Consider the following 14,663-nt stretch of genomic DNA (forward strand, 5'->3'; position numbering starts at 1 on the left):
GACTGTTAAAAGTGGGGAACCAGGTTCGCCTTCTGGATATTACTCAGCGCGAACACTTCATCTTTACCTTCGACTGTGACAGTGATCATTTCACCGTCCACCGCTTTGATAACGCCCTGCCATTTACGACGGTTTTGTACCGCCATACGAAGCACCAGTGCAACTTCTTCACCCAGGAAACGCACGTAGTGTTCGGCAGTGAACATTGGACGGTCGAGGCCCGGTGAGGATACTTCCAGGTTGTAAGCAACGGTGATCGGATCTTCAACGTCCAACACAGCACTCACCTGGTGGCTCACATCAGCACAATCATCAACATTGATGCCATCTTCACTATCAATATAGATGCGCAGTGTGGATGTGCGACCGCGAATAAATTCGATGCCGACCAGCTCGTAACCTAAGGCTTCAACTGGCGCTGTAATCATCTCTGTTAATTTTTGCTCTAATGTGGACAAGCCCACCCCCAAGACATAAAAAAAGGGCCTAAAGCCCAGTTATTCTGTAGTCAGATAACAAAAAACCCCGATAAATCGGGGCTTTAGATAACTGAACCCTATAACCGCAGCTGCGGTCTGGAGAACCTTCCGAAAGAATTTTTTTCAAATCCAGCTACGAAGGCTAAAGTCTTCACAGTATATTTGAAAAAGAACTCTAAGGGAAAGTGGTTGCGGGGGCCGGATTTGAACCGACGACCTTCGGGTTATGAGCCCGACGAGCTACCAGGCTGCTCCACCCCGCGCCTGAAACGTGGCAAATTTTACTCGCTTTGGGTAAAAAATGCAAATACTGCTGGGATTTGGTACCGAGGACGGGACGTAAAATCTGCGCACAGTATAGTGATCCAGCGCGCATTATGTCAACCTGGTAAGTAATATGCACATTAATGAATAGCAGCACACTTCCCATAGTGTCAAAGCCTGATAAACGCAGAGATACAATCTGAGGCATTTATTAACGAAATTATCACTAAGCTCTTCCTGTCACCCGCAAAAAATGATTAAATGAAAACTCATTTATTTTGCATAAAAATTCACTGAGAACAGAAAACCGATCTCTTCATCAGTCAATCAAGCAGGATTTTATTTTATGACGACGATTCTCAAGCATCTCCCGGCAGGTCAACGTATTGGTATCGCTTTTTCCGGTGGTCTGGACACCAGTGCTGCGCTGCTGTGGATGCGACAAAAAGGGGCTGTCCCATATGCATATACTGCAAATTTGGGTCAGCCGGATGAGGATGACTACGACGCCATTCCTCGCCGTGCAATGGAATATGGCGCAGAGAACGCTCGCCTGGTTGATTGCCGCAAACAATTGGTTGCAGAAGGGATTGCGGCCATCCAGTGTGGTGCATTCCATAACACCACGGGCGGTCTGACCTACTTTAACACCACCCCGCTGGGTCGCGCCGTGACTGGCACCATGCTGGTTGCCGCCATGAAAGAAGATGGCGTCAACATTTGGGGTGATGGCAGCACCTATAAAGGCAACGACATTGAGCGTTTCTATCGTTATGGGTTGCTGACCAATGCTGAACTGCAGATCTACAAACCGTGGCTGGATACTGATTTCATTGATGAACTGGGCGGCCGCCACGAGATGTCGGAGTTTATGATTGCCTGCGGTTTTGACTACAAGATGTCCGTAGAGAAAGCCTACTCCACCGACTCCAACATGCTGGGCGCGACTCACGAAGCGAAAGACCTGGAATTCCTCAACTCCAGCGTCAAGATCGTTAACCCGATTATGGGCGTGAAGTTCTGGGACGAAAATGTGAAAATCCCGGCAGAAGAAGTGACCGTACGTTTTGAACAAGGTCATCCGGTTGCCCTGAACGGCAAAACCTTCAGCGATGACGTTGAGATGATGCTGGAAGCTAACCGTATCGGTGGTCGTCATGGTCTGGGCATGAGCGATCAGATTGAAAACCGTATTATTGAAGCAAAAAGCCGCGGCATCTATGAAGCTCCGGGGATGGCGCTGCTGCACATCGCTTACGAACGTCTGTTGACCGGTATTCACAATGAAGACACCATCGAACAGTATCACGCACATGGCCGCCAGTTAGGTCGTCTGCTGTATCAGGGTCGCTGGTTCGACTCTCAGGCTCTGATGCTACGTGATAGCCTGCAACGTTGGGTGGCAAGTCAAATCACCGGCGAAGTGACTCTGGAACTGCGTCGCGGTAATGACTATTCGATCCTGAATACCGTCTCCGACAACCTGACCTATAAGCCAGAACGTCTGACAATGGAAAAAGGCGATTCCGTGTTCTCTCCGGATGACCGTATTGGTCAGTTGACCATGCGTAATCTGGACATCACGGATACCCGCGAGAAGTTGTTCGGTTATGCGCAGTCCGGCTTACTTTCCGCCTCTTCTGCGACGGGTCTACCGCAGGTTGAGAATCTGGAAAATAAAGCAAAGTAATCGCTTATTCGAGAGAACAATAAAGCCGCGAAAGCGGCTTTTTTTATGGTGTGGCTGGGGATGAAGGTCTGCCCATTGTGCTACCGGCTAAATGTTGGATGGCGGCACAAGCGCCTTATCCGACTTACAAGCCAACAGATTAGGCCTGTGCCCTAGAGCTACAGACGAAAAAAAAGACGCTTTTCAGCGTCTTTTTTCGGAATATTGGTACTGAGGATGGGACTCGAACCCACAAGCCCGTTAGGGCACTACCACCTCAAGGTAGCGTGTCTACCAATTCCACCACCTCAGCACGGATACTACTATTAGTGCGGGATATCGCTGGTCGGCTTAGCCGGAGCAGCTGGCTGAGTTTGCTCGGTTTTAGCCGGAGCGCTCAGATTTTCCCACTCACTTCCTTTATTGGTTTTGTTGCTGTTGATGTTACCCAGCACCAGACTGATAACGAAAAACAAGGTTCCAAACAGCGCTGTCATTCGGGTCATGAAGTTACCAGAACCACTTGAACCAAACAGCGTACCGGAAGCGCCTGCTCCAAAGGAAGCACCCATATCAGCGCCTTTACCCTGCTGCAGCATGATCAAACCAACCAATACAATTGCTACGACAAGGAAAATACCTAAAAGAGCTTCGTACATAATCAACCTGTTCCTTGCGGAGTTGCCGCGTACCAATGCTTCAACCAATAAAGCGGGACTGTCTACTGTTTCCCACTGAAGCGGGTGTGAATACTAACCAAAGCGAATAACCTTCGCAAGAGCAATTTGTTAGCATTGTATCAACTGCGGAAAAAATCGCCACATCAATCAAAAACGCAGCAACTTCTCCCAGCATCTCTGCATAACGGCGCGTTGATCGTCAATATTCGCCCACACCACAACAGGGATTTCGCAAATCAGATCTGAATTTTGCGGCCAGCAGTGAATAATTTGCTGGTTCACCAGTTCCTCCGCCACCATTGATTCTGGTAACCAGGCCATTCCCATATGGCGCAGCACCATTTCTCGTATCGTCTCGCTTAAACCGCTCTCAAACACTTTTTTCAGGCGTAGGCGAACGCGTTGTTCTGCAGGCTCAATAATACGCCTGACAAAGGTATAGTCGCTGTAGCATAGCCACGGGATCGGCGCATGCGGATCGTCAAGCGTATCCGCCAGTTGTACAGAAATAACCGGAATAAATCGCTCATATCGCCATAGTGAACGTTTTAACCCGCCGGCAATCTCCAGTCCCGGCTGCGCAGAAGGCAAATCGTACGTCACCAGCAGATCAATTTGCCGGTCAATCAGGGCATTAAAGTGGTTGTCTATCCCCTGAATACTGGCATTTACCGTAAAATTTAATTGCGGTTCACTCTGTCGCAGGTAGTTGATCATATCCGGCAGGATATTCACTGACAGCGTATGCAGGCTGACCATCACCAACGTGTTATCCGTTGCCGGTGTCATAGCCGATAGCTCGTGGCGAGCCTCTGTCAACGTACTGAGGACGTGCCGGGCATAGGGTTCAAAACGTTCACCATAGCGCGTCAGCGTGACAGGAGTTGTGGTCCGGTCAAACAATGGCACGCCCAGTACCTCCTCCAGCGCCTTAATTCGCCGACTCAGTGCAGGTTGAGTTATATGCCGCTGCGCTGCGGCCTGAGAGTAGTTTCCATGCAGGCTCAATGCGAGAAAATCTTCCAGCCACTTACAATCCACGTTGAACGCTCCACCATGCCATAACCGCATCCTCCAATAACAAATCGGTAATAGTCATAGTTATAGTAATGGCTTTATGGTGGGCACCATAACAACAATATTCCGTTTCACCTGCCGACTCTCACTCTTGATGTTTGACAGGACCGATATGTTTACTTTACTGACCAATGCCCGTGTTTTTTCTCCCGAGGATTTAGGCCTCTGCTCCCTGCTTATTCATGCCGACCGTATTGTGGCGGTAGAAAAAGACATTTCACTCTTTGATGGCGTCAAAGAAATCATCGATTGTCGGGGTAAGTGGGTTATCCCTGGCATCATCGATCAGCATGTCCATCTCACCGGTGGCGGTGGAGAAGCCGGATTTGCCAGCCGGACACCAGCCGTCAAACTGCGCGATCTGATTCAGGCGGGCATTACCACGGTTGTCGGCGTATTGGGTACCGATGCCATTTCTCGTTCGCCCAAAGATCTCTACGCCAAAATGCAGTCTCTGAACCTGGAAGGACTGCGTGCATTTATGCATACGGGAGCCTACGCGGTACCCAGCCCAACCGTTACGCAATCCATCCGCGATGATATGGCCTTTATTCCAGCGATTCTTGGCGTCAAAATCGCCCTCGCCGATCACCGTGGTTCTTACCCCTCTTTCCAGGAATTGCTGAGGATAGTGAGCGATATCCGCGTGGCTTCCCTGCTGGCAGGAAAAAAAGGTCTGCTGCATGTGCACCTGGGGAATCTGCAGGAAGGGATGTCGCAGCTTATTGAGTTGTGTGATGCTGGTATTCCGATTCATCACATTTCACCGACTCATGTTGCGAGAACAGAGTCATTGTTCGAACAGGCGATTGCTTTCGCACATCGCGGTGGCCATATCGACGTAACCTCTGGTGGTAGTCGATTTATGCCTCAGGAGCAGGCGATTCTCCACGCTCTGGAAGCGCAGGTTCCAGCCGATCGCATCACTATCAGCTCTGATGGTAATGGCAGCGTTCCGCGCTTTAACGCCCAGGGTATCGTTGAAGGCTTAAGCGCGGCACCGGTCGCAGGTAACCTTAACCTACTTCCTCGCCTGATTGATGTGGGTATTCCGGTATCTCAGGCGATCGCTATGTTGACGGCAAACGTTGCGCGCTCACTGGGTATTTCCGGCGGCGTGCTCTGCGCCGGGGAACGTGCCGATATCTGCGTACTCAATGATGACCTCTCGCTGGCCCATCTCTTTGCTGCGGGTAAGCCGTTGCTGCGGGATAGCGAGTGTCTGGTTACTGGCAACTTTGAGTGAGGAGGCGAAAATGTCATTATTACTGGCGCTAATCGCCATTATTTTTGCCGGACGTTTGATCCTCAAAAAATATCACCCGCAGTCGGTGCTGCTATTGACCGGGATTGTACTGTTGCTTATCGCGCATTTTAGCGGAATGACCACGCTCAGTAGTCTGGTGAAAAAGAGCACCGGATTTGGTCCCTTTGACGCCTTTGAGTTTATCCGCGATACCCTGAGTGTGCGCCTTGGCGGCCTCGGGCTGCAAATTATGCTGATTGGTGGTTTCGCTACGTATATGTCGGCCATTGGCGCCAGCCAGGTGCTGGTTCGGGTGACTTCTCGTCCTTTGCAACGCCTGAACTCTCCTTACCTGCTGTTGGGGCTGGCACTGCTGCTGGGTCAATTCCTGTCGCTGTTTATTAGCAGCGCCACCGGGCTGGGCCTGCTGTTGATGGCCACGCTTTACCCGCTTCTTACCCGTCTTGGTTGCAGCCGCGCCGCCGTTGCTGCCGTTATCGCCAGCACCTGTGCGGTTGAATTCGGCCCAGGTTCAGGTAACTCTGTTCTCGCCGCCAAAACCGCAGGTATCGAGGTGGTGAACTATTTCGTTCAGGATCAGTTGCCGATTGTTATTCCCGTCATTCTTTTCATCGCCCTGCTCCATATTGTTGTACAACGCTTTTTCGATCGCCGGGAAAGCGGTGACAATACGACGCAGTCGATGCAGACATTAACATCGACAGATAAAGCCGACGCACCGATCGCCTGGCTGTTTCTGCCAATGCTCCCGCTGGTGTTGATGCTGGTATGCAGTGATTTACTGTTCAGCTCGCTCAAGATCACGCTGGATACCGCCGTACTGATAAGTCTTGCCATTACCCTGATTTGTGAGTACTGCCGTCATCGCAGGGCGCGCGAGGTGATGGCCGGCGTACAAAAAGTTTTCGACAGTATGGGCAGCGTTTTTGCGACTGTCGTGACGCTAATTATCGCTGGTGAAGTCTTTTCTACCGGACTGAAAGCCATTGGTGCCGTCGACGCGCTGCTGTCGCTTTCCGGTGAATTTGGTCTCAGTGCCGCCTCAATTATTCTGCTGATGACGCTTATCACCTTTGCGATTTCAGCGCTGATGGGCTCCGGAAATGCAGCGTTTTTCTCCTTCGCCCCGATGGTGCCGGACATCAGCCGTCATATCGGTAGCGACATCGCAGTCATGATGTTGCCTATTCAGATATCAGCAGGTATTGGTCGTACGTTATCGCCTATTGCCGGCGTCATCATTGCCATTGCTGGGATTGCTGGCGTATCGCCAGTGGATATTGTTAAGCGCACCGCGATTCCGATGCTAGGCGGTTGGTTATTGATGATTACGCTGACCTTCGCCCGGTCAGGGCATTTACTGGCAGTTCTGCCATGGCTGGTCGTCCTCGTACTACTGATGGTCAGCGGTTACTTCTGGCAGCACCGGCGTAAACAGCCGCTTTCAGTACGGTAAAAAAAAGCCGGAGTCTCAGACTCCGGCACTCATTATCTTCGGGATTAGACTGCTTTCACTGCATCGGCAATACGGTGAGCAAATTCAGTCACCTGGGCTTCATCTTCGCCTTCAACCATGACTCGAATTAACGGCTCAGTACCGGACTTACGCAGCAACACGCGACCACGGTTGCCCAGTGCAGCTTCAACTTCAGCCATAACAGCCTTAACCGTTTCGTTTTCCAGCGGATCGCCGCTACCCGCGGTGTAACGTACGTTAACCAGTAATTGTGGGAACATTTTCATACCGCTGCACAGATCGTGCAAACTCATATGGTTGCGTACCATCGCCGCCAGTACCTGCAGACCGGCCACAATACCGTCACCGGTGGTCGTTTTGTCCAGCAGGATCACATGACCGGAGTTTTCCGCACCGATACGCCAGCCTTTTTCCTGCATTTTTTCCAGCACATAGCGGTCACCCACTTTGGCACGGGCAAACGGAATCCCCAGTTGTTTCAGCGCCAGCTCCAGACCCATGTTGCTCATCAGTGTGCCTACTGCTCCACCGCGCAGTTGTCCCTGACGTAAGGCTTCACGGGCGATGATATACATGATCTGATCGCCATCGACCTTATTGCCTTCGTGGTCAACCATAATGACGCGGTCGCCGTCACCGTCCAGCGCAATACCGATATCTGCTTTTTCCGCAATCACACGCGCTTGCAGTGCCCGGACATCCGTGGCACCCACTTCTTCGTTGATATTGACGCCATTTGGCTCGCAACCAATCGCAATGACATTCGCACCCAGCTCACGTAATACATTGGGGGCAATGTGATAGGTCGCGCCATTAGCGCAATCCACCACGATCTTGAGTTCGTTGAGGCTCAATTCGTTCGGAAAGGTCCCTTTACAGAATTCGATGTAACGCCCGGCAGCATCCACGATACGGCTGGCTTTTCCCAACTCTGCAGAGTCCACACAGGTGATCTCTTTTTCCATCTCCGCTTCGATGGCTTCCTCAACCGCATCAGGCAGTTTGGTTCCGTCGATGGAGAAGAATTTAATCCCGTTGTCGTAGAATGGGTTGTGTGAAGCAGAAATCACAATCCCGGCTTCGGCACGAAAAGTACGCGTCAGATAAGCTACCGCAGGGGTAGGCATTGGACCGGTGAAGGACGCGGATAAACCCGCCGCCGCAAGGCCCGCCTCTAACGCAGACTCCAGCATGTAGCCAGAAATACGCGTATCTTTGCCGATAATAATTTTACGAGAGCCATGGCGCGCCAGTACCTTCCCTGCGGCCCAACCCAGCTTAAGTACAAAATCAGGGGTAATCGGCGCATCGCCTACGCGACCACGGATCCCATCGGTACCAAAATATTTGCGATTACTCATAACGTTTATTTCCCTTCGCAGACAGGGTGGCCTCAACCACACGCATCGCTTCAACAGTTTCTTTTACATCATGGACGCGAACTATGTGCGCGCCCTGCATGGCTGCAATTACCGCACACGCCAGGCTGCCGCTAAGGCGCTCTGATGGCCCCACATTTAGCAGCTGACCAATCATCGATTTCCGCGACATTCCCACAAACAGCGGTAGTCCAAAATGATGAAACTCTGACAGGCGAGCCAGTAAAGCATAATTATGAGAGAGATTTTTACCGAAACCGAACCCCGGGTCGAGCAACAATTTATCTTTTGCGATTCCGGCCTGCTCGCAGCGTGTTATCTGCTCGACAAAGTAGCGATTAACCTCCGCAAAGACGTCATCATACTTTGGCGCATCCTGCATCGTTTTGGGGTTGCCCTGCATATGCATCAGCGATACCGGTAGCCCGGTTTCCGCCGCAGCTTCCAGCGCGCCAGGTTCGCTCAGCGAACGGATATCGTTAATGATGTGCGCCCCCACGCGGGCAGACTCGCGGATCACTTCCGGCTTAGAGGTGTCGACTGAAATCCAGACTTCAAACCGTTGAGCAATCGCTTCAACAACCGGGATCACGCGTTCCAGTTCCTCTTCCACACTGACATCGGCCGCGCCTGGCCGCGTTGATTCGCCGCCAACATCAATGATAGTTGCTCCGGCATTAATCATCAGATTCGCATGTTTCACAGCCTCAATCAGCGTGTTGTGCGTTCCACCATCGGAGAAAGAGTCTGGTGTGACATTCAAAATCCCCATGACGTGAGGATGGCTGAGATCCAGCGAAGTCCCTTGGGCAAAGAGTTTCATGGTGTTATCCCTGGTATGAAATGGGTTAAGCAGATAAGAAAAACCCCGGAGCAAGCCCCAGGGTTTTCGATAAAAACGCAGCCATCGACAACGTGAACTTATTTGTCGCCTAACTGCTCTGACATGTTGCCCGGGTTTGGCGTACGCGGCTCTTCAGTCGGACGCGGCGCACTCGGGGTGCCATTGTTGCCAGAGTTGTTAGAAGTACCGGACTCTTCCCAACCCGCAGGCGGGCGCACATCGCGACGAGCCATCAGATCATCAATCTGTGGCGCATCGATGGTCTCATATTTCATGAGCGCATCTTTCATCGAGTGCAGAATGTCCAGGTTATCGTTCAGAAGGCGACGTGCGCGATCATAGTTACGTTCAATCAGCAACTTAACTTCCTGATCGATAATGCGCGCGGTTTCATCGGACATATGTTTTGCTTTCGCAACCGAACGTCCCAGGAACACTTCACCTTCTTCTTCCGCGTACAGCAACGGACCCAGCTTTTCAGAGAAGCCCCACTGCGTCACCATGTTACGTGCCAGGTTCGTCGCGACTTTAATGTCGTTCGACGCACCGGTAGAAACGTGCTCAACACCGTAGATAATCTCTTCCGCCAGACGACCGCCGTACAGCGTAGAAATCTGACTTTCCAGTTTCTGACGGCTGGCGCTAATCGCGTCGCCTTCAGGCAGGAAGAAGGTCACACCCAGCGCACGACCGCGCGGGATAATCGTTACTTTATGTACCGGATCGTGTTCCGGCACCAGGCGACCAATAATCGCATGGCCAGCTTCGTGGTACGCGGTGGACTCTTTCTGCGCTTCCGTCATCACCATGGAGCGACGTTCCGCACCCATCATGATTTTGTCTTTCGCTTTTTCGAACTCAACCATCGAAACAACGCGCTTGTTACCACGGGCGGCGAACAGTGCCGCTTCGTTCACCAGGTTCGCCAGGTCTGCACCGGAGAAGCCTGGGGTACCGCGGGCAATGATTGCCGCGTCGATATCCGGTGCCAGTGGTACGCGACGCATGTGAACTTTCAGGATCTGCTCACGGCCGCGAACATCTGGCAGGCCAACCACTACCTGACGGTCGAAACGACCAGGACGCAGCAGCGCCGGGTCCAGTACGTCCGGACGGTTAGTCGCCGCGATAACGATGATACCTTCGTTGCCTTCAAAGCCGTCCATCTCAACCAGCATCTGGTTCAGGGTCTGCTCACGTTCATCATGACCGCCGCCCAGGCCCGCGCCACGCTGGCGGCCTACGGCGTCGATTTCATCGATAAAGATGATGCACGGTGCTGCTTTCTTGGCCTGTTCGAACATGTCACGCACACGAGATGCGCCGACACCCACGAACATTTCAACGAAATCAGAACCGGAAATCGTAAAGAATGGAACCTTCGCTTCACCCGCGATGGCTTTCGCCAGCAGGGTTTTACCGGTACCCGGAGGACCGACCATCAGGACGCCTTTCGGGATTTTACCGCCCAATTTCTGGAAACGGCTCGGTTCACGCAGATATTCAACCAGCTCAGCCACTTCTTCTTTCGCTTCGTCGCAACCGGCGACGTCAGCAAACGTGGTTTTGATCTGATCTTCTGTCAGCATGCGCGCTTTGCTCTTACCGAACGACATGGCGCCTTTGCCACCACCGCCCTGCATCTGACGCATGAAGAAGATCCAGACGCCGATTAGCAACAGCATTGGGAACCAGGAAATGAAGATAGAAGCCAGCAGGCTTGGCTCTTCTGGTGGTTCACCAACAACCTTAACGTTTTTAGTCAGCAGGTTATCAAGCAGCTTCGGATCGTTAACCGGTATGTAAGTCGTGTAACGGTTACTATCTTTCTTGGTAACGTTGATCTCACGTCCGTTGATACGCGCTTCACGAACCTGGTCCTGGTTGACCTCTTGCAGGAAGGTAGAATAATCCACCTTACGGCCATTAGACTCGCTGGGCCCAAAGCTCTGGAATACTGACATCAGCACGACGGCAATGACCAGCCAGAGTATTAGGTTTTTCGCCATGTCACTCAAGGGATTAACCTCTTATTACAACTGTGTTAAAAACAGCGTCAGGATACTCTATATCCAGTGTCTTTCAAACTTTCGTTTGAAATCTACCGGTTATGGTTTTCGCCCGGTCGCTACAATGTACACTTCACGTGAACGCGCACGAGAAGAGTCCGGCTTACGAACTTTCACCTTCGTAAACAGGGAGCGAATTTCTCTTAGATACTCATCGAATCCTTCGCCCTGGAACACTTTCACTACAAAACTACCACCTGGCGCTAGTACATCACGAGCCATTCCAAGCGCCAGTTCTACCAGATACATCGCCCGGGGAATATCGACCGCCGGTGTACCACACATATTTGGCGCCATATCAGACATGACAACTTGTACTTTACTGTCACCGACACGTTCAAGTAACGCTTGCAGGACTAATTCATCACGAAAATCGCCCTGAAGGAAGTCTACACCAACGATTGGATCCATCGGTAAAAGATCACAAGCGATAATACGGCCACTGTTCCCTATCTGCGTAACCGCATATTGAGACCAACCACCGGGTGCAGCACCGAGATCGACGACCGTCATCCCCGGCTTAAAAATCTTGTCACTTTGCTGTATTTCATCAAGTTTAAACCAGGCACGAGAACGTAACCCTTTTTTCTGCGCCTGCTGAACATATTTATCGCTAAAGTGTTCCTGAAGCCAGCGACTGGAGCTGGCAGAACGCTTCTTACCTGTCATTTCACTTTCCCATCGGGGCAGTTCATCGTAACCAACGGTGTAAATTTCTACACGGCCATTTGGTGATATAAGGGAGATGGCGGTAGAATGACCCGTTTTCAATCCCAACCTAAGCAAAAATATACGATGAATCTGAGTACTAAACAAAAACAGCACCTGAAAGGTCTGGCACATCCGCTCAAGCCAGTAGTTATGCTTGGCAATAATGGTTTGACCGAAGGGGTACTGGCCGAGATTGAACAAGCGTTAGAGCACCATGAACTTATCAAGGTGAAAATCGCCTCGGAAGATCGCGAAACCAAAACCTTGATCGTGGAAGCTATCGTACGCGAAACCGGCGCCTGTAACGTACAGGTCATCGGTAAAACGCTGGTACTGTATCGCCCGACGAAAGAACGTAAAATCTCGCTGCCGCGCTAAGAATATCCTAAAGTTGAACACGAATTCTGTGTAAAACGAGGGGTTTTCCGCAAGCAGGAGAGCAAAATGCCACGCTCTGTTCGTTGATAAAAGGCCGCGATGCGGCCTTTTTCCTTTCTTTACAATACATCAACATCCTGAGTATTGGGTAATTCTTACAGGTATTCTACCTTAATCACTTCATATTCCACTTCGCCGCCAGGCGTTTTGATCACCACAACATCATCCTGCTCTTTACCGACCAGGCCACGAGCGATAGGTGAGTTCACGGAAATCAGGTTCTTTTTAAAATCCGCTTCATCATCGCCAACGATGCGGTAAGTCTGTTCTTCGTCAGAGTCGAGGTTCAGAACAGTGACGGTGGAACCAAAAATCACGCGGCCATTGTTTGGCATTTTAGTGATGTCGATAACCTGCGCATTGGACAGCTTTGCTTCGATATCTTTAATGCGCCCTTCGCAAAAACCCTGCTGCTCACGCGCGGCATGATACTCAGCATTCTCTTTCAGGTCGCCATGTTCACGAGCATCAGCGATAGCGGCAATAATTTCAGGACGGCGCACAGATTTCAAAAAATCCAGCTCTTCGCGCAGTTTTTCAGCACCACGTAAGGTCATCGGAATAGCTTGCATTTGTTATACCTCTTGAACATTCCTGTAGGGGGGGCGTGAACCCAACCCCTGCTGCTAAGCCCGCCCTGGTATGACGCCACACCAGGACCAGAAGCAAAAAAAATACCGACCCGGGCACAAGGTCCCAGGTCAGCTACAATTCTCTATTTGATAGTCATTTTACCCTGGAGTTCCCTATGGGTCATCGTTTACTTTTCAGGGCAATGCGCCGTAGTATGACGGCTTGTTTCCAGGTTGTTAGCGCGAGATTATGCGATTTTCCAGATTTATCATCGGATTGACCACCAGTATAGCGTTCAGCGTCCAGGCCGCGAATGTTGACGAATACATCAATCAACTCCCCGACGGGGCCAATCTTGCCTTAATGGTACAAAAGATCGGCGCCCCCGCACCTGCCATTGATTATCATAGCCAACAGATGGCGCTTCCCGCCAGTACGCAAAAAGTGATCACTGCGTTGGCGGCATTGATTCAGCTTGGCCCCGACTTTCGTTTTACCACCACGCTGGAGACAAAAGGTTCGGTGGAAAACGGGGTATTGAACGGTGACCTGATTGCACGATTTGGGGCCGATCCGACGCTAAAACGTCAGGATATTCGCAATATGGTCGCTACGTTGAAGAAATCTGGCGTAACGCAAATTTCAGGCAATGTCCTCATCGACACCTCCATTTTCGCCAGCCACGATAAAGCGCCCGGCTGGCCCTGGAACGACATGACGCAATGTTTTAGCGCGCCGCCCGCTGCCGCCATTGTCGATCGTAACTGCTTCTCGGTATCGCTTTACAGCGCAGAAAAAGCGAATGATTTAGCGTATATCCGCGTGGCATCTTATTACCCGGTGACGATGTTTAGCCAGGTTCGAACGCTACCGCGAGGCTCTGCCGAAGCGCAATATTGCGAACTGGATGTCGTCCCCGGTGATTTGAATCGCTATACGCTTACCGGTTGCCTGCCTCAGCGTAGCGATCCCCTTCCGCTGGCCTTCGCCATTCAGGATGGCGCAAGCTATGCGGGTGCCATCCTGAAAGATGAGTTAAAACAGGCGGGGATCACCTACAGCGGTACGCTTTTACGCCAGACACAGAGCAACGAGCCAGGAACGATCGTTGCCAGCAAGCAGTCTGCCCCTTTACATGATCTGCTGAAGATTATGCTAAAAAAATCAGACAACATGATCGCCGATACGGTGTTCCGTATGATTGGTCATGCGCGCTTTAACGTCCCAGGGACATGGCGCGCAGGCTCCGATGCCGTTCGCCAGATCCTGCGTCAACAGGCAGGGGTTAATATTGGCAACACCATTATTGCCGACGGTTCTGGTCTTTCTCGCCATAACCTGATCGCCCCAGCAACGATGATGCAGGTGCTGCAATACATTGCCCAGCACGACAATGAACTGAACTTTATCTCCATGCTGCCGCTGGCGGGTCACGATGGTTCCTTGCAATATCGAGCAGGACTTCATCAGGCAGGTGTAGATGGCAAGGTATCAGCGAAAACGGGTTCACTGCAGGGGGTGTATAACCTGGCAGGCTTTATTACCACCGCCAGCGGACAAAGGATGGCATTTGTGCAGTATCTTTCCGGGTATGCCGTTGAGCCGGCTGACCAGCGCAACCGCCGTCTTCCACTGGTCCGTTTTGAAAGCCGTTTGTATAAAGATATTTATCAGAATAACTAGATGAATGCGGCCGGATAACACTTATCCGGCCGACAAAAGTGGCATAAAAAACC

The 14,663-nt window shown here is 51.4% G+C and carries 13 protein-coding genes and 2 tRNA genes; 5 read left to right on the plus strand and 10 right to left on the minus strand.

The window, feature by feature from the left end; translation table 11 throughout:
- Positions 1-5: 5 nt before the first annotated feature.
- Both rimP and NNO04_RS03675 read right to left on the minus strand, forming a co-directional pair.
- Positions 6-458: a ribosome maturation factor RimP gene (gene rimP, locus NNO04_RS03670; RefSeq protein ID WP_271443537.1), complete on the minus strand. Its 453-nt coding sequence runs from the start codon at positions 456-458 to the stop codon at positions 6-8.
- Positions 459-665: 207 nt separating this feature from the next.
- Positions 666-742, minus strand: a tRNA-Met gene (locus tag NNO04_RS03675).
- 347 nt (positions 743-1,089) lie between these two features.
- On the opposite strand from NNO04_RS03675, the gene argG reads away from it, so the two are divergent.
- Positions 1,090-2,433: an argininosuccinate synthase gene (argG, locus tag NNO04_RS03680; RefSeq protein ID WP_162379369.1), complete on the plus strand. Its 1,344-nt coding sequence runs from the start codon at positions 1,090-1,092 to the stop codon at positions 2,431-2,433.
- Between the two features lie 205 nt (positions 2,434-2,638).
- Here argG and NNO04_RS03685 read toward each other — a convergent pair.
- The 3 genes from NNO04_RS03685 to NNO04_RS03695 form a co-directional block, all read right to left on the minus strand.
- Positions 2,639-2,725, minus strand: a tRNA-Leu gene (locus NNO04_RS03685).
- Positions 2,726-2,738: 13 nt separating this feature from the next.
- On the minus strand, positions 2,739-3,071 hold the full coding sequence (gene secG, locus NNO04_RS03690; RefSeq protein WP_162379368.1) for a preprotein translocase subunit SecG: 333 nt from the start codon (positions 3,069-3,071) through the stop codon (positions 2,739-2,741).
- Positions 3,072-3,239: 168 nt separating this feature from the next.
- Positions 3,240-4,133: a LysR family transcriptional regulator gene (locus tag NNO04_RS03695; protein ID WP_271443538.1), complete on the minus strand. Its 894-nt coding sequence runs from the start codon at positions 4,131-4,133 to the stop codon at positions 3,240-3,242.
- A gap of 148 nt (positions 4,134-4,281) precedes the next feature.
- Between NNO04_RS03695 and iadA the strand changes: the two genes are divergently transcribed.
- Positions 4,282-5,415 (plus strand): beta-aspartyl-peptidase, encoded by a 1,134-nt coding sequence (gene iadA, locus NNO04_RS03700; protein ID WP_271443539.1) that lies wholly within the window; start codon positions 4,282-4,284, stop codon positions 5,413-5,415.
- Between the two features lie 10 nt (positions 5,416-5,425).
- Complete coding sequence (gene dcuC, locus NNO04_RS03705; RefSeq protein ID WP_271443540.1) at positions 5,426-6,892, plus strand: C4-dicarboxylate transporter DcuC; 1,467 nt, start codon at positions 5,426-5,428, stop codon at positions 6,890-6,892.
- Between the two features lie 44 nt (positions 6,893-6,936).
- On the opposite strand, the gene glmM is transcribed toward dcuC, so the two are convergent.
- The 4 genes from glmM to rlmE form a co-directional block, all read right to left on the minus strand.
- Positions 6,937-8,274, minus strand: a complete 1,338-nt coding sequence (glmM, locus tag NNO04_RS03710) for a phosphoglucosamine mutase (protein WP_271443541.1) — start codon at positions 8,272-8,274, stop codon at positions 6,937-6,939.
- Positions 8,267-9,115 (minus strand): dihydropteroate synthase, encoded by an 849-nt coding sequence (gene folP / locus NNO04_RS03715; RefSeq protein WP_271443542.1) that lies wholly within the window; start codon positions 9,113-9,115, stop codon positions 8,267-8,269. The genes glmM and folP overlap by 8 nt, the downstream gene beginning before the upstream one ends.
- A gap of 98 nt (positions 9,116-9,213) precedes the next feature.
- Positions 9,214-11,145: an ATP-dependent zinc metalloprotease FtsH gene (ftsH, locus tag NNO04_RS03720; protein WP_192613616.1), complete on the minus strand. Its 1,932-nt coding sequence runs from the start codon at positions 11,143-11,145 to the stop codon at positions 9,214-9,216.
- Between the two features lie 99 nt (positions 11,146-11,244).
- The gene (gene rlmE / locus NNO04_RS03725; RefSeq protein WP_271443601.1) at positions 11,245-11,874 is read right to left on the minus strand and encodes a 23S rRNA (uridine(2552)-2'-O)-methyltransferase RlmE; all 630 of its coding nucleotides are present in this window, start codon (positions 11,872-11,874) and stop codon (positions 11,245-11,247) included.
- Positions 11,875-12,000: 126 nt separating this feature from the next.
- On the opposite strand from rlmE, the gene yhbY reads away from it, so the two are divergent.
- Entirely contained in the window at positions 12,001-12,294 is a 294-nt protein-coding gene (gene yhbY / locus NNO04_RS03730; RefSeq protein ID WP_004139797.1) for a ribosome assembly RNA-binding protein YhbY, read from the plus strand.
- 155 nt (positions 12,295-12,449) lie between these two features.
- Here yhbY and greA read toward each other — a convergent pair whose 3' ends face one another.
- A complete protein-coding gene (gene greA, locus NNO04_RS03735; protein WP_271443543.1) occupies positions 12,450-12,926 on the minus strand; it encodes a transcription elongation factor GreA in 477 nt (158 codons plus the stop codon).
- Positions 12,927-13,176: 250 nt separating this feature from the next.
- Here greA and dacB point away from each other — a divergent pair, with 250 nt between their 5' ends.
- The gene (dacB, locus tag NNO04_RS03740) at positions 13,177-14,610 is read left to right on the plus strand and encodes a serine-type D-Ala-D-Ala carboxypeptidase (RefSeq protein WP_271443544.1); all 1,434 of its coding nucleotides are present in this window, start codon (positions 13,177-13,179) and stop codon (positions 14,608-14,610) included.
- Positions 14,611-14,663 lie beyond the last annotated feature (53 nt).

This window comes from Citrobacter sp. Awk 4 (genome assembly GCF_028069725.1).
Taxonomy (GTDB): domain Bacteria; phylum Pseudomonadota; class Gammaproteobacteria; order Enterobacterales; family Enterobacteriaceae; genus Citrobacter_D.